This is a genomic window from Streptomyces specialis (genome assembly GCF_001493375.1).
Classification (GTDB): Bacteria; Actinomycetota; Actinomycetes; order Streptomycetales; family Streptomycetaceae; genus Streptomyces; species Streptomyces specialis.
The window spans coordinates 1-20,725 of the sequence record NZ_LN929896.1 but is presented as its reverse complement, the minus strand read 5'-3'; the positions used below and the strand labels follow the sequence as shown (position 1 = coordinate 20,725).

General features: G+C 73.8%; 25 protein-coding genes. 16 read left to right on the top strand and 9 right to left on the bottom strand.

Translation table 11 applies throughout. The features are described 5' to 3' along the window. Positions 1 to 18: 18 nt before the first annotated feature. A complete protein-coding gene (locus BN2279_RS29475) occupies positions 19 to 156 on the bottom strand; it encodes a hypothetical protein (protein WP_159037264.1) in 138 nt (45 codons plus the stop codon). After that, complete coding sequence (locus BN2279_RS28675) at positions 153 to 755, bottom strand: hypothetical protein (RefSeq protein WP_159037263.1); 603 nt, start codon at positions 753 to 755, stop codon at positions 153 to 155. The genes BN2279_RS29475 and BN2279_RS28675 overlap by 4 nt, the downstream gene beginning before the upstream one ends. A 219-nt stretch (positions 756 to 974) precedes the next feature. On the opposite strand from BN2279_RS28675, the gene BN2279_RS18280 reads away from it, so the two are divergent. Together BN2279_RS18280 and cyaB are read left to right on the top strand one after the other, a co-directional pair. Further along, on the top strand, positions 975 to 1,820 hold the full coding sequence (locus BN2279_RS18280; RefSeq protein WP_059012507.1) for a helix-turn-helix domain-containing protein: 846 nt from the start codon (positions 975 to 977) through the stop codon (positions 1,818 to 1,820). Positions 1,821 to 1,835: 15 nt separating this feature from the next. After that, the gene (gene cyaB, locus BN2279_RS18275) at positions 1,836 to 2,393 is read left to right on the top strand and encodes a class IV adenylate cyclase (protein WP_059011018.1); all 558 of its coding nucleotides are present in this window, start codon (positions 1,836 to 1,838) and stop codon (positions 2,391 to 2,393) included. Positions 2,394 to 2,444: 51 nt separating this feature from the next. Here cyaB and BN2279_RS18270 read toward each other — a convergent pair whose 3' ends face one another. After that, positions 2,445 to 3,629, bottom strand: coding sequence for a low temperature requirement protein A (locus BN2279_RS18270; RefSeq protein ID WP_059011017.1), 1,185 nt, complete (start codon positions 3,627 to 3,629; stop codon positions 2,445 to 2,447). Positions 3,630 to 4,073: 444 nt separating this feature from the next. On the opposite strand from BN2279_RS18270, the gene BN2279_RS18265 reads away from it, so the two are divergent. Both BN2279_RS18265 and BN2279_RS18260 read left to right on the top strand, forming a co-directional pair. Beyond that, positions 4,074 to 4,490, top strand: a complete 417-nt coding sequence (locus BN2279_RS18265) for a hypothetical protein (RefSeq protein WP_059011015.1) — start codon at positions 4,074 to 4,076, stop codon at positions 4,488 to 4,490. A gap of 357 nt (positions 4,491 to 4,847) precedes the next feature. Beyond that, complete coding sequence (locus BN2279_RS18260) at positions 4,848 to 5,024, top strand: DUF397 domain-containing protein (protein WP_059011014.1); 177 nt, start codon at positions 4,848 to 4,850, stop codon at positions 5,022 to 5,024. Between the two features lies 1 nt (position 5,025). Here the strand turns inward: BN2279_RS18260 and BN2279_RS27920 are convergent, their stop codons facing one another. Both BN2279_RS27920 and BN2279_RS18250 read right to left on the bottom strand, forming a co-directional pair. Then, positions 5,026 to 5,295 carry a lasso peptide biosynthesis PqqD family chaperone gene (locus tag BN2279_RS27920; protein WP_267887136.1) on the bottom strand — a complete coding sequence of 90 codons (270 nt, stop codon included), beginning with the start codon at positions 5,293 to 5,295 and terminating at the stop codon, positions 5,026 to 5,028. Positions 5,296 to 5,465: 170 nt separating this feature from the next. Continuing rightward, positions 5,466 to 6,524 carry an Rv2578c family radical SAM protein gene (locus BN2279_RS18250; RefSeq protein WP_059011011.1) on the bottom strand — a complete coding sequence of 353 codons (1,059 nt, stop codon included), beginning with the start codon at positions 6,522 to 6,524 and terminating at the stop codon, positions 5,466 to 5,468. A gap of 118 nt (positions 6,525 to 6,642) precedes the next feature. Between BN2279_RS18250 and BN2279_RS18245 the strand changes: the two genes are divergently transcribed. Continuing rightward, complete coding sequence (locus BN2279_RS18245) at positions 6,643 to 7,110, top strand: SRPBCC family protein (protein WP_059011009.1); 468 nt, start codon at positions 6,643 to 6,645, stop codon at positions 7,108 to 7,110. 4 nt (positions 7,111 to 7,114) lie between these two features. Here BN2279_RS18245 and BN2279_RS29990 read toward each other — a convergent pair whose 3' ends face one another. After that, the gene (locus tag BN2279_RS29990) at positions 7,115 to 7,936 is read right to left on the bottom strand and encodes an NAD(P)H-dependent oxidoreductase (protein ID WP_059011007.1); all 822 of its coding nucleotides are present in this window, start codon (positions 7,934 to 7,936) and stop codon (positions 7,115 to 7,117) included. Between the two features lie 99 nt (positions 7,937 to 8,035). On the opposite strand from BN2279_RS29990, the gene BN2279_RS29985 reads away from it, so the two are divergent. The 4 genes from BN2279_RS29985 to BN2279_RS18220 all read left to right on the top strand — a co-directional run bounded on the left by BN2279_RS29985 (position 8,036) and on the right by BN2279_RS18220 (position 13,176). Then, positions 8,036 to 8,905, top strand: coding sequence for a helix-turn-helix transcriptional regulator (locus tag BN2279_RS29985; RefSeq protein WP_059011005.1), 870 nt, complete (start codon positions 8,036 to 8,038; stop codon positions 8,903 to 8,905). 66 nt (positions 8,906 to 8,971) lie between these two features. After that, the gene (locus BN2279_RS18230; RefSeq protein ID WP_059011003.1) at positions 8,972 to 9,808 is read left to right on the top strand and encodes a M55 family metallopeptidase; all 837 of its coding nucleotides are present in this window, start codon (positions 8,972 to 8,974) and stop codon (positions 9,806 to 9,808) included. Continuing rightward, complete coding sequence (locus tag BN2279_RS18225; protein ID WP_059011001.1) at positions 9,801 to 11,144, top strand: M20/M25/M40 family metallo-hydrolase; 1,344 nt, start codon at positions 9,801 to 9,803, stop codon at positions 11,142 to 11,144. Before BN2279_RS18230 ends, BN2279_RS18225 begins: the two co-directional genes overlap by 8 nt. Before the next feature lie 10 nt (positions 11,145 to 11,154). Then, positions 11,155 to 13,176, top strand: a complete 2,022-nt coding sequence (locus tag BN2279_RS18220) for a S9 family peptidase (RefSeq protein WP_059010999.1) — start codon at positions 11,155 to 11,157, stop codon at positions 13,174 to 13,176. Positions 13,177 to 13,213: 37 nt separating this feature from the next. Here the strand turns inward: BN2279_RS18220 and BN2279_RS18215 are convergent, their stop codons facing one another. Both BN2279_RS18215 and BN2279_RS18210 read right to left on the bottom strand, forming a co-directional pair. Next, positions 13,214 to 13,648 carry a type II toxin-antitoxin system VapC family toxin gene (locus BN2279_RS18215; protein ID WP_059010997.1) on the bottom strand — a complete coding sequence of 145 codons (435 nt, stop codon included), beginning with the start codon at positions 13,646 to 13,648 and terminating at the stop codon, positions 13,214 to 13,216. Further along, positions 13,630 to 14,052, bottom strand: coding sequence for a hypothetical protein (locus BN2279_RS18210; RefSeq protein WP_199827753.1), 423 nt, complete (start codon positions 14,050 to 14,052; stop codon positions 13,630 to 13,632). Before BN2279_RS18210 ends, BN2279_RS18215 begins: the two co-directional genes overlap by 19 nt. A gap of 133 nt (positions 14,053 to 14,185) precedes the next feature. Here BN2279_RS18210 and BN2279_RS18205 point away from each other — a divergent pair, with 133 nt between their 5' ends. From BN2279_RS18205 to BN2279_RS18185, 5 genes are all read left to right on the top strand, one after another. After that, the gene (locus BN2279_RS18205) at positions 14,186 to 14,602 is read left to right on the top strand and encodes a CBS domain-containing protein (RefSeq protein WP_059010995.1); all 417 of its coding nucleotides are present in this window, start codon (positions 14,186 to 14,188) and stop codon (positions 14,600 to 14,602) included. 93 nt (positions 14,603 to 14,695) lie between these two features. Then, complete coding sequence (locus BN2279_RS18200; protein WP_059010993.1) at positions 14,696 to 14,938, top strand: LapA family protein; 243 nt, start codon at positions 14,696 to 14,698, stop codon at positions 14,936 to 14,938. A 96-nt stretch (positions 14,939 to 15,034) separates the two neighbouring features. Next, positions 15,035 to 16,936 (top strand): DUF5107 domain-containing protein, encoded by a 1,902-nt coding sequence (locus BN2279_RS18195; RefSeq protein ID WP_059010992.1) that lies wholly within the window; start codon positions 15,035 to 15,037, stop codon positions 16,934 to 16,936. 68 nt (positions 16,937 to 17,004) lie between these two features. Next, positions 17,005 to 17,502 carry an anthrone oxygenase family protein gene (locus tag BN2279_RS18190; protein WP_059010989.1) on the top strand — a complete coding sequence of 166 codons (498 nt, stop codon included), beginning with the start codon at positions 17,005 to 17,007 and terminating at the stop codon, positions 17,500 to 17,502. Positions 17,503 to 17,581: 79 nt separating this feature from the next. Next, positions 17,582 to 17,956, top strand: coding sequence for a DoxX family protein (locus BN2279_RS18185; protein ID WP_059010987.1), 375 nt, complete (start codon positions 17,582 to 17,584; stop codon positions 17,954 to 17,956). Between the two features lie 15 nt (positions 17,957 to 17,971). On the opposite strand, the gene BN2279_RS18180 is transcribed toward BN2279_RS18185, so the two are convergent. Next, a complete protein-coding gene (locus BN2279_RS18180) occupies positions 17,972 to 18,778 on the bottom strand; it encodes a methyltransferase domain-containing protein (RefSeq protein ID WP_059010986.1) in 807 nt (268 codons plus the stop codon). A 150-nt stretch (positions 18,779 to 18,928) separates the two neighbouring features. Between BN2279_RS18180 and BN2279_RS18175 the strand changes: the two genes are divergently transcribed. Together BN2279_RS18175 and BN2279_RS29980 are read left to right on the top strand one after the other, a co-directional pair. Beyond that, positions 18,929 to 20,002, top strand: a complete 1,074-nt coding sequence (locus BN2279_RS18175) for an MBL fold metallo-hydrolase (protein WP_059010984.1) — start codon at positions 18,929 to 18,931, stop codon at positions 20,000 to 20,002. Between the two features lie 134 nt (positions 20,003 to 20,136). Next, the coding region (locus BN2279_RS29980) for a winged helix-turn-helix transcriptional regulator (RefSeq protein ID WP_199827752.1) at positions 20,137 to 20,725 on the top strand (589 nt) is incomplete at its 3' end.

Genomic DNA, 20,725 nt, shown 5'->3' with positions numbered 1-20,725 from the left:
CATGCTTCGTGCGGCTGGTCATGGGTGGCGCTGCTTGTTGCGGGCGCGGAGGGCGGCGCGGGAGGCGGCGTGGTCGCGGAGTTGGGCTCCGGCCTGCGTCAGCCAGCGGCGGACGGTGCTTTCGGAGGTGTGGAAGTCCTGCGCGAGGGCGGTCACGGATTCGTGGTCCGTGAGGTAGCGGCGGCGCAGTTCGGCGGGCGGGACGGGGGCAGGAGCGTTCCGCGTGGTCCTGGCCGGTCGGTGGGCGTGAGGAGGCGCAGTGCCTGGCTGTAGCGCAGGCCGGTCGTGTGCAGTACCTCGCGGATTCCCTGGCCGGGGGTGTACCACCAGTCGGTGATCAGCCCGGCCAGTTCCGTCACTTCGCCGGTCCGGTAGGGGTAGTCGTGGACGAAGTCCACGCGGATACCGAGCCGTTGCAGCCACCGGCGCACCTCGCAGGCGTCCTGGCGGCCCGGCGCCGCCAGGAGCTGGAGGCTGGCGTCGTCGGTCCGGTACCGCTTCAGCAGCACCTCGTAGGGAAGCCTGTCGTTCACGCCGCTCACCTCTGCCCGAGCGGCCGGACCGGCACCGGTGGCGGCTGGTACCGGGGCGAGGGCATCTTCACGGCCGAACACCGAGACGCCCGGCAGCTCCCAGCCGATACCCGCGCCCGGCTCGACCAGCCATGCGACGAAGCCGGCCTCCCGGTCCTCGATCACGCCGCCGGAAGCCCGGTCCAGGACACCGAGCGCCCGGACGCCGTCGAAGCGCCTCACGAGCACGGCGTCCCGGTCCACGCCGCAGGGGCGTTGCCCGGCCAAGTGGCCGGACGGGACCCAGACGGGGAAGGGCGGGGTACTGTTCGGGCGATCGTTGCCATGGGGCACTCCAGCGTCGGAGGGGTGCCCCGAGAGTTCCACCACGCACCGTATTGTCTCGATACCGCAGCGGTAATCTCACGGTGAGATACGGCGTCACGGCTGCTGGGAGTGACCATGAACAGGGCGCTGGTGCCCCTTGACCTCTCCGACACGGCATGGCGCCACGCGGATGTCCGCGCCGCCCTCCGTGATCGCGACATCGGTGCGCTGTTCCGCCTCGTGCAGCGCTTCACCGGAGCGGGGCAGGCGCGCGTTGCGACAGCCGTGGGTATGACGCAAGCCCGCGTCAACGAGATCATCAAGGGGCGGCGCGTTGTCACCGCGCTGGAGGTGTTCGAACGGATCGCGGATGGACTGGACATGCCCGACCAAGCCCGTCACCTCCTTGGCCTGGCGGCCGGGCGCGAGACGGCGGCCGGAACGGCGTTCGACCTGGCCACGTTCCCCGAAGTCGTCCGGACCTACCACACCCAGGCCACCGCCGGAGGTGAGATCCAGCGGCAGGCACGCCAGGCGACCGAGCTGGACGTCCTCGCGGTGCGCGGCCTGGGGCTCCTGGGCCTGCGGGACTCCCTCCTCCGGCCAACCCTCACCCGTGTCTCCGGGCCGGCGCCGACCCTGCGTGTACTGCTTCTGCACCCCGAGGCACCCGCTCTGGCCCAGCGGGCCGAGGAGATCGGCGAGAGCGCCGAATCGCTGGCTGGCGGCGTCCGGCTGGCCGAGGCCCGGCTGGCAGAGCTGGCCGAGGTCTGCGAGGTCCAGGCATACAGATACCGAATCCTGCCGACCTGGCGGTTGATCCGTCTGGACAGCACCGTCTACGTCTCATCCTTCGATGTCGGCTGGGAGGGGCACAAGTCGGCCACATACAAGGTCGTGGAGACACCGAGCGGGCCCCTGTTCGCCGGCTTCCGGCGTATGTTTCAGGCGATGCTCGATGACGGCGAGCGCATCGTCTGATGGAAGGAAGTCAGGGTGATCGAGGCGGAGTTGAAGGCGCGGGTCCGCAACCCGGAGGAAGTCGCCCGGCGCCTGGACGCGCTGGCGCCGGGCCGGTCCGAGGTCTACCAGGACGCTTACTACGACAGGCCGGACGGCGAACTCGGCACCCGTGGCCACGAACTGCGCATCCGCACTGTCCTCGGTCCCGAAAGCACTGTTTCCCTCCTGACTTTCAAGGGGTCCGTGCTCGATGAGGCGTCCGGCTCCAAGCCGGAGCAAGAAACGCGTGTGGAAGACCCGGAAGCGACCGACGCGCTGCTGCGCGGCTTGGGCTATGAGCCCGTCATCGCCTTTCAGAAGCGTTGCCGCAACCACGCGTTCGACGCGCACGGCCGAAAGCTGCTCGCCACGCTCGTGCGCGTCCCCGAGATCGCCGGCACGTTCATCGAGATCGAGACGCTGGTGGCCGACGACGAGCAGGTGCCGGACGCACTGGCCGCCGTTCGCGGAGTTTTGGCAGACCTGGGCATCAGCGAGGAAGACCTGACACGGGAGCTGTACACCGACGCTGTCGCTGCCCGGCGCGGGTAGCCCCCGTCTCCGACAGGGCGTGGAGTCGGGCTGTCTCGGGTAGGGCTGCCCTTATGTCTGGCGGGGCGCGGGGGTGGTGCGGGCCGCCACGACCAGGGTCGCGGCGATGAGGAGTGCCGCGAGGATCCCGGTGACGAGCACGGGCTCGGGGGCGAAGGTCGCGGCCAGGATCGCGAGAACGGCCGGCGGGTGGATGATGTCGCTCGCGCCGCGCACCTCGGAAGCTCGGTGGTGCAGAAGCCAGACGATGGTGATGAAGACGGCGACAGGGACCGTGTAGGCAGCCGCGGCGGCGTGGTCGCCGAGGTGGCCGTGACCGGTGGCGTGGGCGACGTTGAGCGCGAGCCCGGCGCCGACCGCGCCCGCGGAGGCGAAGACGGCGTAGTGGCCGTAACCCCAGAGCAGGGCGGAATGCAGCCCGGTGAGCCTGCGGGGCGCGTTCTGGGCGAAGTAGAGCCACCACAGGGCGAAGACGGTGAGGATGCCGCCGACGACGAGGGTGGCGACGTCACCGAGCGCGGCATCGCCGTCGAGGGCGGTCCGGACGGCCATCGTGGCCGCGATGATCGACTCGCCGAGGACGATCAGGGTGAACAGGCCGTAGCGTTCGGCGATGTGGTGCGGGTGCCAGGTGGTGGTGGCGGCGCGTTCGGCCCAGACGGGGACGCCGAGTTCGGCCAGGGCCAGGAGCACGAACAGGACGAGGCCACCGTCGTCGGGAACGAACAGGCGTGCCACCCAGCCGACCTGGACGACGAGAATCCCCACCGCGTACCGCAGGCAACTGGTGCGGCGTTCGGGATCGGCGCGCGCGGCGCGCAGCCACTGGCTGACCATCGCGAGGCGCATCACGACATAACCCCAGGTGATGACGGTGAAGTCCTGGGACTGGAGGGCTTCCGCCGCCCCGGCGGCCATGATCAGGGCGCCGGTGATCTGGACCAGGGTGAGGAGCCGGTAGGCGACGTCGTCGGTGTCATAGGCGGAGGCGAACCAGGTGAAGTTCATCCACGCCCACCAGATCGCGAAGAACACCAGGGCGTAGCCGAGCACGCCATGGGCGATGTGCCCCTCGGCCAGCTCGTGTTCGAACGCCACGGCGGCCTGGGCGACGGCGGCGACGAAGGACAGGTCGAAAAAGAGCTCCAGTGCGGTCGCGCTGCGGTGCTTCTCGTCCGCGGAACGAGCGACCATCGGCCGGTGCCACGCGCCGGCGATGGAGGGTGTCTGGCTCATGGGCGTGCGATCCCTGCGGTGTGGTGACGAGCTGGGTGTCGTGTCGTATCCGGAAACGGCTGATCCTGCCGCCGGTGACCACGAAAGTCCAGGCAGAACCACGGTCGGCCCCCGGGGGAGCGGTTCTGAGATCGTTTCGTCCGGGTCGGTGTCGCTCGGTGCGGTCGCGCGATCGTTGCTCCGCTCAGGCGGGTTCCCGGCCAGGAGCAGGTCTCGTCCAGGGCATGTCGGAACGGTGAGCTGGTGATCAGGACGCCGAGCCGGCCAGGCTTCACCAACCACAGGAACAGCCGGGGACCGTCTTCCACGAGCCGCGGATCACGGCGGTCGGCCTGGAGAGCGACGGCGTCACGCGCAACGCCGCCCCTGGCCGCGGCGATTGTCCCAAGGCGTCTTCGACGGCCTCTGTAGCCTGGCATCGCCGAACGTCGGGGGGAGTTGACCGTGGAGAGCGTCCTGCCGGTGGCCATCGGGGCCGCTATCGGCCTCATGGGCGTGGTGTTCGGTTCGTGGTTCACCGCGCGCCGGCAGGACCGCATGTGGCTCCGCGAACAGAAGCTCAAAGCCGGGATCGGCTTCAACACGGCCGTGGTTCAGCTGATGGACTACCTCAAGGAGTCACGACTGAGCGACGACGGCCCGGGAGCCAACGAGTTGGCGCACCGGATGCAGGAAGCGCGCTCGGCCCTCTACCTGCTCTGCGCCGGCGACACCGTGGATCTCGCCGACGCTCTCGCGCGTCGGGTCTGGAGCATCCGGCCCACCGACGGCAGGGACGACCGCCGGGCCGAGTTCCGGGAGACGCTGGACCTCCTGCGTCGCTTCACCCACCAGCTCCGGCAGGAGATCGCCGGATCGTAGTCCCCCTTCGATCCCCGGGCGGACCCGCGACGCCGCCTCCTGCCGCCATCGAGGACAACGGCGGCAGATACGACGCCGAGAGGGCACCGGCGGGCCCGGGGCGCGGTTACCCGGGGTGCCGGATCTGTCTCTTCTACCCCTCTCCCCCGCCCGCGCAAGAGGCTACGTGCGTGCTACAGCGTCGCGTGCTGTCTATGCGTGCTAGCTCTCGTTTTCGTTCATCTATGGTTGTTTGTTATGAAAGCACAAGCTGACAACATCGCGACTTTTTTTTGTGTCGGCGGCGGGTGAGTTTGATAAGAGACATGGTCCCGTCCGGTCGGGGTGGGGGCCGGGGCTTTCGTGAGGTGGGCGCGCATGTGGCGCAGATCGAGCTACAGCAACGTGAACGGCGGCGACTGTGTCGAGGTGGCCGACGACGGGCCCGGTGGGGTGCTGCCCGTGCGGGACAGCAAGGTGCCGGCGGGGTCGTCGCTGGTGTTCTCGGTGGGGGCGTGGGCCGCGTTCATCGGGTCGGTGAAGCGCGCCGGGTAGGTCAGGTCCGGGGCAGGGGTTCGGCCAGCCGGACGCTGGTGAGGCGCTCGATCAGCGCCCCGACGTCCGCCGCCGCCTGCTCGGGTGCCACCTGGCGGTCGGCGGCGAGCCGGCCGGCGGCTTCCTCCGGCGTGGCGCCGCCCAGCAGGGCGCGCAGAACGAGGGCGCCGGTCGCGTTCAACTGCCAGTACCGGCCTTTCCGTTCGTCCAGCAGGACCATGCCGGTGCCGGTGTCGCGGGCGGTGATGTCACGGCGCAGGCGCAGGCTCACGGGGGTGCTCCTTCGGGTGGGCGCGTGGGGGCACACCTCCGGGCCGCGAGGCGTCGCGCGTGCCGTCCGCCTTCCGGGAGGTGCCGCCCGGGAAGTCCGGGCATACGGATGATTGCCGTCCGCGTCCCCGGACATGCGGCCCCGTGGCACTACGGCCAGGGGCGGCCGGGTCAGAGGAGCGTGAGCTGGGTCGCACCCGGCGCGGGCGCCGGCGCGGGCTCGGGTGCGGGCTCCGGCAGAGCGCGGTGGGCGCCCCTGCGGGTGGGGCCCATGCCGTACTCGGCGGCCAGCTCGTGGACCTGGCCGGTGATCCGGCGCTGGTACCACCGGGGGGCGTAGGAGCCGTCGGCGTAGAGCACCTCGTACCGGCGGACCAGATGCGGGTGGTGGCGGGCCAGCCAGCTCATGAACCACTCGCGGGCGCCCGGCCGCAGGTGCAGGGCGAGCGGTGTGACGGACGTGGCCCCGGCGGCGGCGATCGCGCGGACCGTCTCGCGCAACTGGGCCGGGGAGTCGGACAGGTACGGGATGACGGGGGCCATCAGCACGCCGCAGGAGATGCCGTGCCCGGCGAGGGTCCGCACCATGGCGAGCCGCCGTTCGGGGGCCGGGGTGCCCGGCTCGACCGTGCGCCACAGCGCGGGGTCGGTGAACCCGACCGAGACGGAGATCCCGACGTCCGTGACGGCGGCGGCCTGCCGCAGCAGCTCCAGGTCGCGCAGGATGAGGGTGCCCTTGGTGAGGATCGAGAACGGGTTCGCGTAGTCGCGCAGCGCCGCGATGATGCCGGGCATCAGGCGGTAACGGCCCTCGGCGCGCTGGTAGCAGTCGACGTTGGTGCCCATCGCGATGTGCTCGCCCGCCCAGCGTGGGGCGCCCAGCTCGCGGCGCAGCAGGTCGGGGGCGTTCACCTTGACGACGATCTGGGAGTCGAACCCGATGCCGGTGTCCAGGTCCAGGTAGCTGTGCGTGTTCCGGGCGAAGCAGTACACGCAGGCGTGCGAGCAGCCCCGGTACGGGTTCACCGTCCAGGCGAACGGCATCCGTGAGGCGCCCGGCACCCGGTTGACGAGGGAACGGGCCCGCACCTCGTGGAACGTGATGCCCCGGAACTCGGGCGTGTCGATGGGCCGTGTCACGACGTCGGCGGCGCCGAAGAGCGCGGGTGGCGTCGCGGGGGCGTCCGGGCCCGCGCCGTCCTCGCTCAGGCTCAGGTTGTTCCACCGCATGGGGCCTCCTCGCTGCCGTCGTGCCGTATTAGGACACATGTTCGAAGAGGTGGTGTCAAGCGGGATCGTCGCGAGGTGATGAGATAGCCGTACATCCGCACCGACCCAGGAGGTTCCCATGGCACAGGTCGAGGTCGTCGCGCGGCGGGACATCGCGGCGAAGCCGGACGACGTGCTCGATGCGATCGCCGACTACCGACAGACACATCCGAGGCTGCTCCCGGAGCAGTTCAAGGACTACGAGGTCCGCGAGGGCGGCGACGGCGAGGGCACGGTCGTCTTCTTCCGGCTGCACGCGACGTCCAAGCGCGTGCGCGAGTGCCTGATGGACGTCACCGAGCCGTCGGACGACACGCTGGTGGAGAGCGACCGCAACTCCACGCTGGTCACCACCTGGACCGTGGTCCCCGGGGAGGGCACCGACGGCGCCCGTTCCCGGGTGACCATCCGCACCGTCTGGGAGGGCGCGGGCGGCATCGGCGGCGTGTTCGAGCGCCTCTTCGCCCCGCGCGCCCTGGCCGCGATCTACGACCGGATCCTGGCCAACCTCGCCGCCGAGACGGAGAAGGACAAGCCGGCCGCGTAGGGGCTCAGCCCCTGGTCCGGAGGTGCAGGTCGAACCCGGTGACCCCCGGGGCCTCCACCTCCGGCCGCAGTTCGAGGGAGCGGGTGTAGTCGCCGTCGCGCAGCGAGCGGAACGGGATCGGCTCGTCCGTGAACAGCGCCCGCAGCCGCTCCCCGTACCCGGCCGTCACCTCCGCGTACCGGGCGTCGTCCAGCTCGGCGGCGCCGAACACGGCGAACGGCTCCAGCACGTCCATGCCCGTGAAGAACAGCACCCCGTGCTGGATGGGGAACAGCACGTCCGCCAGCGGCCCGTGGATCCCGCGCGGGGAGAACGACGGCTCGCCGGCGCCCAGCGTGACCGCCACCAGCGCCCGCCGCCCGGCCAGCGTGCCGCCGCCGTAGCCGGGGTTGCCGGAGGAGAAGTAGCCGAAGTTGTTGGTCAGGACCCGGTCGAACCAGCCCTTCACGATCGCCGGCGCGGAGAACCACCACAGCGGGAACTGGAGTATCACCGCGTCCGCCCACAGCAGCTTCTCCTGCTCCGCCGCGATGTCCGGCGACAGCCGCCCCTCCGCCGTCGCGCGGCCGGACACCTCCATCACGTCCAGGCGGCCGTCGGGGCTGAGCCGTTCGAAATCGGGGAAGTCGTCGGCGGTCACCTCGGCCCGCCACTTCATCGCGTACAGGTCGGACGTCCGCACCTCGTGCCCGGACCGGCGCAGCTCGGCCTCCGCGAAGGAGGCGAGCGACGCGGTGAGGGAGCGGGGATCCGGGTGCGCGCTGACGATCAGGATCTTCTTGCCGTGTGCGGGGGCCGTACGGTCCGTGGGCTGCGTGGTTTCCATGGCCCCAGTTCTCGCAGCTCCCGGCGGCGGCAGCCAGAACCCCGTTCTTCCTGCGGACTCGCTGTCCTGGTACTGCCAGGGCCACGCATACTGGGCGGCATGGAGGACAACGGCCGTGAACTGGGCGCCTTCCTGCGCTCCCGGCGCGCGCGGATCGCCCCGCAGAGCGTCGGCATCGCCAACGGGCGCCGCCGCAGGGTCCGGGGGCTGCGCCGCGAGGAGCTGGCCCAACTCGCCGGGATCAGCGTCGACTACTACGTGCGGCTCGAACAGGGCCGCGCCACCCAGCCGTCGGCCGAGGTACTGGACGCCCTGGCCACGGCGCTGGGCCGCGGCCGCGTCGAGCACCAGCACCTCGTCACCCTCGCCACCCGCCCCCGCGCGACCGGCGGCACGTCCCCCGGCGACCACGCCCCGGGCGGCGTCAGCCGCGAGCTGCGGCGCGTCCTGGACGGCATGCCGGAGCTGCCCGCCTACGTCGTGGACGAACGCCTCGACGTCCTGGCCTGGAACCGGCTGGGCGCCGAACTCCTCGGCGCCCCCGCCGCCCGCGGAGCCGACCGGAACTGCGCCAGGTATCTCTTCCTCGACCCCGCCTCCCGCGCCCTGTTCCCCGACTGGCGGCAGCGGGCCACCGAACAGGTCGCGATGCTGCGCCACTCCCGCGGCCGGTACCCGGGCGACCACCGGCTGACCGAGCTGATCGCCGAACTGTCCGAGCGCAGCGAGGAGTTCCGCCGCACCTGGGCGGCTGGCGACGTGATGATGTGCGGCACCGGCACCAAGCGGTACCGCCATCCCGCCGCCGGGGAGCTGGAGCTGACCTACACCACACTCCATGTCCCGCCGCTGGACGGGCGGATGGGGCAGCAGCTCCACGTGTTCACCGCCGCGGAGGACAGCCCGACGGCGCACGCCCTGCGCACGTGGGCCGGGAGTCCCCTGGTGTGCGCCGGCGACTGCGCGTAGCCGCCGCGCCCCGGTTGTCCGCCGCCTCCTGACCCCGGCCGCGCGGGGCGGGTAACGTGGCTGAGCATGACCAAGATCCTCATCTCGGCCGACATGGAGGGGGCCACGGGGGTGACCTGGCCGGCCGACTGCCTGCCGGGAACGCCGGAGTGGCAGCGGTGCCGCCCGATGTTCACCTCCGACGTGAACGCCGCCGTCGCCGGGTTCTTCGACGGCGGCGCCGACGAGGTCCTGGTCAACGAGGCCCACATGACGATGCGGAACCTCCTGCTCGAACAGCTCGACGACCGCGCCTCGATGCTCACCGGGCGGCACAAGGCGCTCGGCATGGTCGAGGGCGTCCAGCACGGCGACATCGACGGCATCGCCTTCGTCGGGTACCACACGGGCGCGGGCGACGAGGGCGTGCTCGCCCACACCTACCTGGGCAACTCGCTGACCGGCGTCTTCGTGGACGGCGTCCGGGCCAGCGAAGGGCTGCTGAACGCGCTGGTCGCCGCCGAGTACGGCACCCCCGTCGTCCTGGTCACCGGCGACGACCGCACCTGCGCCGACGCGCGCGGCTACGCCCCGGACGCGCCGGCCGTCGCCGTCAAGGACCACGTCTCCCGTTACGCGGCCGTCTGCCGCACCCCCGCCCGCACGGCCGCCGCCATCCGGGCCGCCGCCGCGCGGGCCGTCGCCCTCGCCGTGCGGCACGAGCCGGCGGCGCCCGTGCCGCGGAACGTCGAGATCGAGTTCGACGCCGAACACCTCGCCGGCGCCGCGACCGTGGTGCCCGGCGTGGAGCGGACCGGCCCGTGCCGGGTGGCGTACACCGCGCCCGGCATGTACGAGGGGATCCGCTGCTTCAAGGCCGTCACGACACTGGTATCCGCCGCGGTGGAGGAATGGTATGGCTGAGCACATCGATGACCGGGCCCTGGACGAGGCCGTCCGGTTCACCTCGGACCTGATCCGCTTCGACACCACCAACCGGGGCGGCGGCGTGGGTGTCGAGCGTCCCGCCGCCGAGTACGTCGCGGCGCGGCTCGCGGAGGCCGGGATCGAGCCGCTGCTGCTGGAGAAGGCGCCCGGCCGGACCAACGTCGTCGCGCGGATCCCCGGCACCGACCCGGCCGCCGACGCGCTGCTCGTCCACGGCCACCTCGACGTCGTGCCCGCCGACCCCGCCGAGTGGACGGTGCACCCGTTCTCCGGCGAGATCCGCGACGGGGTCGTCTGGGGGCGCGGTGCCGTGGACATGAAGGACTCCGACGCCATGGTCCTGGCCGTCGTCCGCGCCTGGGCGCGGGCCGGCGTCCGGCCCCGGCGCGACATCGTGCTGGCGTTCACCGCCGACGAGGAGGACACCGCTCAGTTCGGGTCGGGGTTCCTCGTCGCCACCCGCCCCGAGCTGTTCGACGGCTGCACCGAGGCGGTGGGGGAGTCGGGCGCGTACACGTTCCACCCCGGCGACGGCCGCCGGATCTACCCGGTGGCGGCGGGCGAACGCGGCACGTCCTGGCTGAACCTGACGGCGCGCGGGCGGGCCGGGCACGGCTCGAAGATCAACCACGAGAACGCCGTGACCCGGGTGGCCGCCGCCGTCACCCGTATCGGGGAGCACACCTGGCCGGTGCGGCTGACCCCGACCGTGCGGGCCGCCCTCGCGGAGCTGGCCGCGATCTACGGCCTCCCGCTGCCCGACCTCGACCGCGCGGACGGCACGGTGGACGACGCGGCCGTGGACGGCCTGCTGGCCCGCATCGGCCCGGCCGCCGCGCTGGTCGCCGCGACCGTCCGCAACAGCGCCAACCCCACGATGCTGGAAGCCGGTTACAAGCTGAACGTGATCCCGGGCCGGGCCACCGCGCACGTGGACGGGCGGGTCCTGCCGGGCGGCGACGAGGAGTTCACCGCGACACTGGACCGGCTGACCGGCCCGGACGTGGAGTGGACGTACGCGCACCGCGAGATCCCGCTCGAAGCGCCCGTGGACGCGCCGTCGTTCGCCGTGATGCGCGAGGCGCTGCTCCACTTCGACCCGGGCGCGCACGTGATCCCGTACTGCATGTCGGGCGGCACCGACGCCAAGCAGTTCTCCCGCTTGGGGATGCGGAGTTACGGGTTCATGCCGCTGCGGCTGCCCGAAGGCGTCGACTACCAGGCGATGTTCCACGGCGTGGACGAGCGGGTCCCGGTCAGCGCCCTGCACTTCGGCACCCGTGTCCTCGACCGCGCGCTGCGCTCCCTGTGAGGCCGGTGGGATGACGAAGAAGACGATGCCGTACGGCAGTTGGCCGTCCCCTGTCGGCGCGTCGCTGGTCGCCGCCCACGACGGCGCGCCCGAGTACCTCGGCGCGGTCGGCGCCGAGCTGTGGTGGACCGCGCCCCGGCCCGCCGAGGGCGGGCGCCGCGCGCTGCTGCGGCTGACCGCCGACGGCGACGGGCCGGTGCCGGTGCTGCCGCCGCCGTGGAACGTCCGCAGCCGGGTCATCGAGTACGGCGGGCGGCCGTGGGCCGCCGTGCCGCGCGAACAGGGCGGCCCGCTGGCCGTGTTCACGCACTTCGCGGACCAGCGCCTGTACGCCGCCGAGCCCGGCGCCGGCCCCGGCGCCGCCGCCGTGGAACCGCGCCCGCTCACCCCCGTCTCGGGCATCGGCGGCGGGCTGCGCTGGTGCGATCCGCTGATCCTGCCCGACCTGGGCGAAGTGTGGTGCGTGATGGAGGAGTTCACCGGCGAGGGGCCGGGCGACGTGCGGCGGGTCCCGGTGGCCGTGCCGCTCGACGGCTCGGCGGCCGGCGACCGTTCCGCCGTCCGTGAACTGGCCGACGAGCGGCACCGTTTCGTCACCGGGCCGAAGCTGTCGCCGGACGGCGGGCGCGCGGTGTGGCTCGCCTGGGACCACCCGCGCATGCCCTGGGACGGCACCGAGCTGATCATCGCGGACGTCACCGGCACCCCGCCCCGCTGCGCGGACCCGCGCGTCCTCGCGGGCGGCCCGGAGGAGTCCGTCGCCCAGGCCGGGTGGGCACCGGACGGCACCCTGCTCGCCGTCACCGACCGCACGGGCTGGTGGAACCCGCACCGCGTCGATCCGGACACCGGCGACGCGGTCAACCTCTGCCCGCGCCACGAGGAGTTCGCCGGACCGCTGTGGCGCGTCGGCGCCACCTGGTGCGCGCCGCTGGCCGACGGGACGGTCGCCGTCGTCCACGGCCGGGGCGACGCCCGCCTCGGCGTCCTCGACCCGGCCACCGGCGACCTCGTGGAGGTGCCGGGGCCATGGACCGAGTGGTCGTCCTCGCTCGCGGTCCGGGGCACCGTCGTCTCCGGCGTCGCGGCCGGTCCGCACCGCCACCACGAGATCGTCTCCCTCGACACCGCCACCGGGCACTGCCGCGTCGTCGCCGAACCGCACCGCGACCTCGTCGATCCCGCGTACCATCCCGAGCCGGTCGCCCGCGTGGTGCGGGGGCCCGGCGGCCGGGAGGTCCACGCCCAGGTCTACCCGCCGAGGCATCCCGCCGTCCGGGGCCCGGACGGCGAGGCACCGCCGTACGTCATCTGGGCCCACGGCGGCCCGACGGCCCGCGCGCCGCTCGTGCTGGACCTGGAGATCGCGTACTACACCTCGCGCGGCATCGGCGTCGCCGAGGTGAACTACGGCGGCTCCAGCGGCTACGGCCGCGCCTACCGCGACCGGCTGCGCGGACAGTGGGGGGTGGTGGACGTCGAGGACTGCGCCGCCGTCGCCCGCGCCCTGGCCGCCGAGGGCACCGCCGACCCGGCGCGGCTGGCCATCCGGGGCGGCAGCGCCGGCGGCTGGACCGTCGCCGCCTCGCTGGTCTCACCGGCCGCCGAGGGCCTGTACGCCTGCGGCGTGATCAAGTACCCGATCCTCGACCTGACCGGCTGGGCGGTGGACGACACCCACGACTTCGAGTCGCACTACCTGGAGACGCTGATCGGCCCGCTGAGCGAGGTCCCCGACCGGTACCGCGAGCGGTCCCCGGTCCACCACGCCGAGCGGATCACCGTCCCGTTCCTCCTGCTCCAGGGCCTGGACGACCCGATCTGCCCGCCCGCGCAGGCCGAACGGCTCCTGGCCGCCGTCGCCGGGCGCGGCGTCCCCCACGCCTACCTGGCGTTCCCCGGCGAGGGCCACGGCTTCCGCCGCGCGGCGACCATCGAGCGCGCGATCGAGGCAGAACTCGCCCTGTACCTGCGGGCGTTCGGCATCGAACGCCCCGACGCCCCACCCCTGGACCTGAGCGGGACGGCCTGAGCGGGACGGACCCGGCGATCGACTCCGCACCCGTCCGTCACACCCGCACGACAGCGACCCGCGCCTCCTTCGCCCGGCCGGGCTCCTCGACCAGCCGGTCCAGATCGTCGGGATCGCTGGTCAGCAGCAGCACGGGCCGTGGCGCCCCCAGGGCCGTCGCGGCCACCACGGAGTCGATCGCGCACCGATGACCGGACAGCCCGGTGGCTCCGAGCAGCTCACCGGCGGCCCGCGCCAGCTCGGGCGTCACCGGCAGCGTGACCAGGCGCGCCAGCACCCGGTGGACCGTCGCGTCGCGGGGACCGCCCCGGAGGACCTCGGTCAGCGTGATCGCGCTGACGACGACCCGAGCGCGCCGCTGGTGAGCGGTCTCCACGTAGGCCCGCACCCGCGGGTCGCCCGCCGCCAGCTTGGACAGCCCCTCGCTGTCGAGGACGAGGGTGCCCCCCACCCCTAGCCGGCGTCCGGCCATGCCGCCTCGGCCTCCGCCAGGAACGCCTCCGGGACCGGGCCGTGCTCCGCGTCGAGCGATGCGACCAGCTCGCCCAGCAGGTCCAGTTCGAGCTGCCGGGTGACAGCCTCCGCGACATACCGGCTGAACTCGCCCTTGCCGACGCGCCGCTGGACGGCCGCGGTGAGCTCCTCGGGCAGCGACACACTGACCTTCCTGGCCCGGCCGAGCGGGCGCGCCGGTGGGGTGGACGGCTCCCACTGGTCCATCCGGGCCAGGAGCTCCTGAATCGCTTGCGAGGCCCTCCCGGCATCGTGCGCAGCGGTCAGGTGTGTCAGTCGCCGTGCCAGCTCGGCCACCGTCTGTTCGTCGAGGTCGAGCGGTGACGAGTGCTCGCTCGCCGACCTCTGCGGTTCGCTGCCCATGACAGCATGCTACCAGCGGTGGCAATCTCTCCGGGGGTCGTACTGAAATCACTCGAATGGCGCATAGCGGTCGCTGGGGGGAGGATGGCCACTGAGGATGGAGACTGACCGAACCGAGGAGGGATGTGACGTCATGACCACCGCCGCCGACATCATGAACCCGGGTGCTCAGTGGATTCCCGCCACCGAGACGCTCGACCGTGCCGCGCAGGTGATGCGCGAGCTCGACGTCGGAGCGTTGCCCGTCAGTGATGAGAACGAGCGCATGTGCGGCATCCTGACCGACCGCGACATCGTCGTGGGCTGTGTCGCCGCCGGGCACGATCCGGCTCAGGTGACCGCGGCGGAGCTGTGCAAGGGCACGCCGCGCTGGATCAGCAGCGACGCCTCGGTGGACGAGGTGCTCCAGCAGATGGAGAGCCACCAGATCCGGCGGCTGCCGGTGATCGACGGGAACAAGCGGCTCGTCGGCATGATCACCGAGGCCGACCTCGCCCGCTCGCTGACCGACGACCAGCTCGCGCAGTTCGTGGAACGCGTCTACGCGTAGGACGCGACGAGCGCGCCCCCGCCCGGACCGCCGGGCGGGGGCGCGCTCTCGTGTGGACGGGCGGGAACGCGCGGGCGCTCGCATCCTGGAGGCATGACTGCGAGCCCCAGAGGTCCCAAGAACCCCAGAAGCCCCAGGGATCCCGCGTTCTGGACGCCGGCCCGGATCGGCATCGCGGCGGTCGCCGCGCTGACCCTCGTCTTCATTTTCGAGAACAGCAGGCGGACGAGGATCCGCCTGCTCGTCCCCGAGGTCACCATGCCGCTGTGGCTGGCGCTTCTGGGCACTGGCCTCATCGGCGTCCTGTGCGGGATGTACTTCGTCCGGCGGCGCTGACGCCGGGGCCCTCTGGTCACCGCGCCCCACGCCGTGTTCCATGGTGATCACGCCACCGATCCGGCGGCGCCCAGGGCGAGGGAGCGAGGGGCACCAATGGCAGGGACCGTCACCACGACCATCCGCCGCGGCACGCTGATCCTGCCCGCAGCGGCCATCGGCCCGGAGAACCCGCTGCCCGCCCTCCTGCCGCCCGCCGGTCTCCCGGCCGCCGCCCGTTCCGTCCCGGACCGCAGGCGGCGCGGCCACACGCCACCGGCCTCGGTGCTGCCCGTGCGGCTGCTCGCCGGCTATGGCCGCCGCCGCGCCTCCTCGGAGCTGGACGCCCTCGTCATCGAGAACGACCGGCTGGCCGTCACCGTCCTGCCGGCCCTCGGTGGCCGGATCCACTCCTTGCGCCACAAGCCCACCGGCCGGGACCTGCTCCACGTCAACCCCGTGCTCCAGCCCGTGCACCGCGCCCTCAACGGCGCCTGGTTCTCCGGCGGCATCGAGTGGAACGTCGGCGCCCACGGCCGCTCCGCCCTGACCTGCGCCCCCGTCCACGCCGCCGTCGTCGCCGCGCCCGACGGCGGGCAGATGCTGCGGCTGTGGGAGTGGGAGCGGCTGCGCGACATTCCGTTCCAGGTGGACCTGTGGCTGCCGGACGGCTCCGACTTCCTGCACGTCGGCGTCCGCCTGCGGAACCCCCACGAGCGGACCGTTCCCGTTACCTGGTGGTCCAGCGCCGCCGTTCCCGACACGCCGGGCGCCCGCGTCCTGGCCCCCGCCGACGACGCCTGGCACACCGGGCCGGAACGGGAGCCGCGCCGCGTCCGCGTGCCGGACGACCCGCTGGCCGCCGCAGACGCGTCCGACTGGTTCTACGAGATCCCGCCGGGCACCAGACCGTGGATCGCCGCCCTCGACGCGCACGGCGACGGCCTGGCGCAGACCTCCACCGACGCGCTGCGCGGCCGGCGGCTGTCCGCCTGGGGCACCGGGCGCGGCGGACGGCGCTGGCAGCGCTGGCTCACCGACGAGGACACCCCCGGCTGCGCCACGATCCAGGCCGGCCCCGCGAGCCACGGCCACGGCCATGTGCCGCTGCGCGCGGGCGAGGAGCTGACCTGGCTGGAGGCGTACGGCCCGCTGACGGCCGCCTCCCGCGAGGAGGCCGAGCGGCGCCTCGCGGCGGCGCTGCCGGAGGACGCGCTGCGTCAGGCGCACGCGGCGTGGCTGCCGTACGCGGACCTCGACCCGAAGGAGATCCTGCACACCGGTGGCGGCTGGGGCGCGCTGGAGGTGGAGCGCGGCGCGTTCGAGCTGCCCGGCACCCCGTTCGACCCCGCCGCGCTCGGCCCGGAGCAGCGGCCCTGGCTGGAGCTGCTGCGCGGCGGGCGGCTGCCCGAGGAGGACTTCGCCGTCGAGCGGCCCCCCGGCCCGACCCTGGTCTCCCGCCCCTGGCGGGAGCGGCTGGAGTACGCGGCGGAGGGCCCGCTCGCCCTCTACCACCTGGGGGTCGCCCAGTGGCACGCGGGCGACCGGGCGCAGGCGCGGCGGAGCTGGGGGCGGTCCCTGGCCGCCGCCAAGAGCCCGTGGGCGCTGCGCTGCCTGGCCGTCGCGCACGCCTGCGCCGACCATCCGGAGCGCGCCGCCGAGCACGCCCTGACGGCGACGGAGCTGGCGCTGGACACGGCGTCCGTGCCGATCCCGGCGCTGGCGGCGCTGGCCCGCGAGGCGGGGCCCGCGCTGCGGGCCGTGGGCCGCGCCGCCGGCGCGCGGGGCGTGCTGGACCGGCTGCCGTCCGGGGTCAGGCGGACGGGCCGGTTCCGGTTGCTGGACGTGTGGACGCTGATCGCGGAGGGCGAGACGGCCGCGGCGCGGGCCGCGTTCGACGCGGGCTTCGACGTGGCCGACGTGACGGAGGACGACGACTCCCTCGCCCGGGCGTGGGCGGCCCTCACCGACGAGCCGCTCCCGGAGCGGTACGACTTCCGGCTGGGCCCGGCGGCGTAGACGGCCGCGCATGCGGGTGAGCCACTCGATGATGGCCGCCCGCCCCGGCCGGCACTTGACTGGGGGGCATGGCGATCCTCGTAGTCCTCACCGCGTCCGTGGCCCTGCTGACCGCCGCCGTCATGGCGGGAATCTTCCTGTCGTTCACGCTGTCCGTGATGCCCGGACTCGACGCGATCGAGCCGGAGCACTCGGTGCGGGCGATGCAGAGCATGAACGACAAGATCCTCAACCCGGCGTTCCTGACCGCGTTCATGGGCGTCCCGGTCGCGGCGGCGGCGACCGGCGGGCTGCTGCTCCTGCTCGGGCACCGGGCGGCGGGCCTGGCGTTCCTCGCCGCGGCGGCCGTCTACGTGCTGGGCGCGTTCGTGCCCACGGCGGCGGTCAACGTGCCGCTCAACGACGCCCTGGCCGCCGCGGGCGGCGACCCCGCCGACGCGGCGCGGGTCTGGGCGGACTTCTCGCCGCGCTGGAGCCGCTGGAACGCGGTGCGGTCCGTGTCCAGCGCGGTCACCGTCCTGCTGATCGGGCTCGCCCTCCACCTGTGGGCGAGATCCGACGCCTGACGCCGACCCCTACCACCAGTGGCTACCGGTCAGTAGGATCCATCCGGACCGCGCCCGAGGACACGACAGGACAGCGCCGATGACCAGCACCGCCAGCCGCCTCGCCCCCCTGGGCCTCGCCGCCCTGCTCGGCGCGGCGGGCGTCCTGCATTTCACGGCGCCGAAGTACTTCGACCCGCTCGTCCCCCGGCAGTTGCCCGGCGACGCGCGCGCCTGGACCTACGGCAGCGGCGTCGCCGAGCTGGCCTGCGCCGCGGCCGTCGCCCTCCCGGCCACCCGCCGCGCGGGCGCCCTGGCCTCGGCGGCGCTGTTCGTCGCCGTCTTCCCCGGCAACGTGAAGATGGCGAAGGACTGGAGCGGGCGCGGCACGGCGCTGCGCACCCTCGGCTACGCCCGCCTGCCGCTCCAGGTCCCCCTGGTCCGGTGGGCTTTGAAGGTCCGCCGCGAGGCGTGACGCCCGGCGCGGCCGTCAGACCGCGCGGCAGAGGATTTCGCCGTTGAGGACCGTGAACCACGCGTCGTCGTGCGCGCCCCACGCGCGCCAGGCGTCCGCCAGGCGTTCCAGGTCGGCCCGGGTGGCGTGGCCGCCGTCCACCGCGACGCGGGCGTAGGACGACTCCGTGGTGCGGTCCGCCCACAGCGCGCTCCACCAGGCGCGGTCCTCCGGGGTGGCGAAGCACCACACCGAGGCCGTCGCCGTGACGTCGGTGAAGCCCGCGGCGCGGGCCCAGGACAGCAGGCGGCGCCCGGCGTCCGGCTCGCCGCCGTTCTCCCTGGCCACGCGGCGGTAGAGCGCCAGCCACTCGTCCAGGCCCGGCAGCAGCGGATACCACGTCATGGCCGCGTAGTCCGCGTCCCGCGCGGCCACCACGCCGCCGGGTCGGCAGACGCGGCGCGCCTCGCGCAGCGCCCGTACCGGGTCGCCGAGGTGCTGGAGCACCTGGTGCGCGTGCACCACGTCGAAGGAGTCGTCGGGGAAGTCCAGCGCGTGGGCGTCCGCCGTCGCGAACCGCACGGTGGTCAGGCCGCGGGCGGCGGCCTCCGCGCGGGCCGCGGGCAGGATGTCCGGCGCGTGATCGACGGCGGTGACCGGCCCGGGGGCGACGCGCCCGGCCAGGTCCGCGGTGATCGTGCCGGGCCCGCATCCGAGGTCCAGCAGGGACAGCCCGGGACGCAGCTCGGGCAGGAGATAGGCCGCGGAGTTCTCCGCGGTCCGCCAGCGGTGGGAACGCAGCACCGATTCGTGGTGCCCATGGGTGTACACGGCTTCCGGCATGCCCGCATCCTTCCGTCTGTCTCGCATGGTGAGCAATATCGTTTCGCATGTTGGACTGTGTCACCGCACCGGACCAACGCCGCCCGGCTCCGGAGGGCCGCCCGCCCGGCCCGTGCTGGGCTGGGGGAACAGGCCCGATGGGAGGCGCCGATGACGGAACAGATCGAGCGGCGGGACCCGTCTCCGCCGCCCGCCCCGCGCCCGCTGTTCGAGCGGCGCGTCTGGCCGCGCAGCTTCGCCGACCGGCTCACCACGCCGCTGCCGGGGCTGCCCACCCTCCTCCGGATGGCCCGCAGGGGCGCGGTGCGGCCGGGCGCGGCGGCGCTGCTCGACACCGCCGGGCTGCCGTTCGCCCCCGGCCCGCTGCCGCCCGCCGGCGCCGGGACCGTCGCCGTCACCTGGGCCGGGCACGCGAGCTGGGTGATCCGCATGGGCGGCCTGACCGTGCTCACCGACCCGGTCTGGTCGCGGAAGATCCTCGCCACCCCGGCCCGGATCACCCCGGTCGGCGTGGCCTGGGACGATCTGCCGCCGGTGGACGCCGTGGTCATCTCGCACAACCACTACGACCACCTCGACGCCCCCACCCTCAAGCGGCTGCCGCGCCGCACCCCCCTGTTCGTCCCGGCCGGGGTGGGCGAGTGGTGCCGCCGCAGGGGCTTCACCCGCGTCACGGAGCTGGACTGGTGGGAGGCGGCGGAGCTGCCCGCGCCCGGCGGCGGCGCGGTCCGTTTCGACTTCGTGCCCGCCCACCACTGGTCGAAGCGGACCCTGACCGACACCTGCCGCTCCCTGTGGGGCGGCTGGGTCCTCACGGACGGCACCCCCGGCGTGAACGGCGGCTCGGGCGCCTCGGGCGGCTCGGGGCGGCGGATCTACTTCGCGGGGGACACCGGATACGGGCACTGGTTCACCGAGATCGGCGCCCGTTACCCCGGCATCGACCTGGCGATGCTGCCCATCGGCGCGTACGACCCGCCGTGGCTGCAACGGGCCGTGCACACCGATCCCGAGGAGGCCGTCCTCGCCTGCCGCGACGTCGGGGCGGCGCGGATGGCGCCGATGCACTGGGCGACGTTCCTGCTGTCCGCCGAACCGCCGCTGGAGCCCCTGGTCCGCGTCCGCGCCGCCGGGCGCGCGGCCGGGCTCCCGGCCGGTCGGCTGTGGGACCTGCCGGTCGGCGGGTCCCGCGTGCTGGGCGGTCCCGGCGACCGGGCCGCCTGACACGCCACGACCGGCCCCGGCGACCGGGCCGCCTGACACGCCACGACCGGTCCCGTTCCGGCCGCCACGCCGGGGCCCACCCCGGGGCAGACGCTCACGATCGGTAAGTGCCTATCGCACGGTAAGCTCCGGCCATGACCGGAGGAACGCGGACGGCGGGCGACCCACGCGACGTCTTCGCGGCCGACTGCCCGGCCAGGACCGCGCTGGACCACGTCGCCAGCCGCTGGGGGGTGCTGATCCTGGCCGCGCTGCGCCGGGGGCCGCAGCGGTTCTCCCAGGTGCGCGACCGGGTCGGCGGCATCAGCGAGAAGATGCTCGCGCAGAACCTGCGGATCCTCGCCCACGACGGCCTGGTCACCCGGCACGTGGAGCCCGCGATGCCGGTCCGCGTCCCCTACGCGCTCACGCCGCTCGGCGAGAAACTGGCCGCGCCGCTCCAGACCCTGCTCGACGTCATCGCCGCCCGCACCCCCGACATCATGGCCGCCCGCGCCCGCCGCACCCCGCCGGACACCCCGGCGCCGCCGGTCAGGGCCGCTCGGGTGCCGGCCGGGCGGATCCCGGTGATGCTGGCGTGCCTGCTGGCGCGGATGCCGATGCACGTCTATCTGCGCGGCGACCTGCCGGCGGCGCCGGGGTGGCCGGCGGGGTGCGGCGGGGGGGGGGGGGCCAGGCGGGGGGGGGGCGGGGGGCGGAGGAGGCGGGGCGGCGGGCCCTATT

Bases quoted from the DNA above. Each gene is read 5' to 3' on its own strand.
- BN2279_RS18280 (WP_059012507.1), top strand. From the start codon at position 975: ATGAACAGGGCGCTGGTGCCCCTTGACCTCTCCGACACGGCATGGCGC.
- BN2279_RS18270 (WP_059011017.1), bottom strand. From the start codon at position 3,629: ATGAGCCAGACACCCTCCATCGCCGGCGCGTGGCACCGGCCGATGGTC.
- BN2279_RS18260 (WP_059011014.1), top strand. From the start codon at position 4,848: ATGTGGCGCAGATCGAGCTACAGCAACGTGAACGGCGGCGACTGTGTC.
- BN2279_RS18250 (WP_059011011.1), bottom strand. From the start codon at position 6,524: ATGCGGTGGAACAACCTGAGCCTGAGCGAGGACGGCGCGGGCCCGGAC.
- BN2279_RS18245 (WP_059011009.1), top strand. From the start codon at position 6,643: ATGGCACAGGTCGAGGTCGTCGCGCGGCGGGACATCGCGGCGAAGCCG.
- BN2279_RS29990 (WP_059011007.1), bottom strand. From the start codon at position 7,936: ATGGAAACCACGCAGCCCACGGACCGTACGGCCCCCGCACACGGCAAG.
- BN2279_RS29985 (WP_059011005.1), top strand. From the start codon at position 8,036: ATGGAGGACAACGGCCGTGAACTGGGCGCCTTCCTGCGCTCCCGGCGC.
- BN2279_RS18230 (WP_059011003.1), top strand. From the start codon at position 8,972: ATGACCAAGATCCTCATCTCGGCCGACATGGAGGGGGCCACGGGGGTG.
- BN2279_RS18225 (WP_059011001.1), top strand. From the start codon at position 9,801: ATGGCTGAGCACATCGATGACCGGGCCCTGGACGAGGCCGTCCGGTTC.
- BN2279_RS18220 (WP_059010999.1), top strand. From the start codon at position 11,155: ATGACGAAGAAGACGATGCCGTACGGCAGTTGGCCGTCCCCTGTCGGC.
- BN2279_RS18215 (WP_059010997.1), bottom strand. From the start codon at position 13,648: ATGGCCGGACGCCGGCTAGGGGTGGGGGGCACCCTCGTCCTCGACAGC.
- BN2279_RS18210 (WP_199827753.1), bottom strand. From the start codon at position 14,052: ATGGGCAGCGAACCGCAGAGGTCGGCGAGCGAGCACTCGTCACCGCTC.
- BN2279_RS18205 (WP_059010995.1), top strand. From the start codon at position 14,186: ATGACCACCGCCGCCGACATCATGAACCCGGGTGCTCAGTGGATTCCC.
- BN2279_RS18200 (WP_059010993.1), top strand. From the start codon at position 14,696: ATGACTGCGAGCCCCAGAGGTCCCAAGAACCCCAGAAGCCCCAGGGAT.
- BN2279_RS18195 (WP_059010992.1), top strand. From the start codon at position 15,035: ATGGCAGGGACCGTCACCACGACCATCCGCCGCGGCACGCTGATCCTG.
- BN2279_RS18190 (WP_059010989.1), top strand. From the start codon at position 17,005: ATGGCGATCCTCGTAGTCCTCACCGCGTCCGTGGCCCTGCTGACCGCC.
- BN2279_RS18185 (WP_059010987.1), top strand. From the start codon at position 17,582: ATGACCAGCACCGCCAGCCGCCTCGCCCCCCTGGGCCTCGCCGCCCTG.
- BN2279_RS18180 (WP_059010986.1), bottom strand. From the start codon at position 18,778: ATGCCGGAAGCCGTGTACACCCATGGGCACCACGAATCGGTGCTGCGT.
- BN2279_RS18175 (WP_059010984.1), top strand. From the start codon at position 18,929: ATGACGGAACAGATCGAGCGGCGGGACCCGTCTCCGCCGCCCGCCCCG.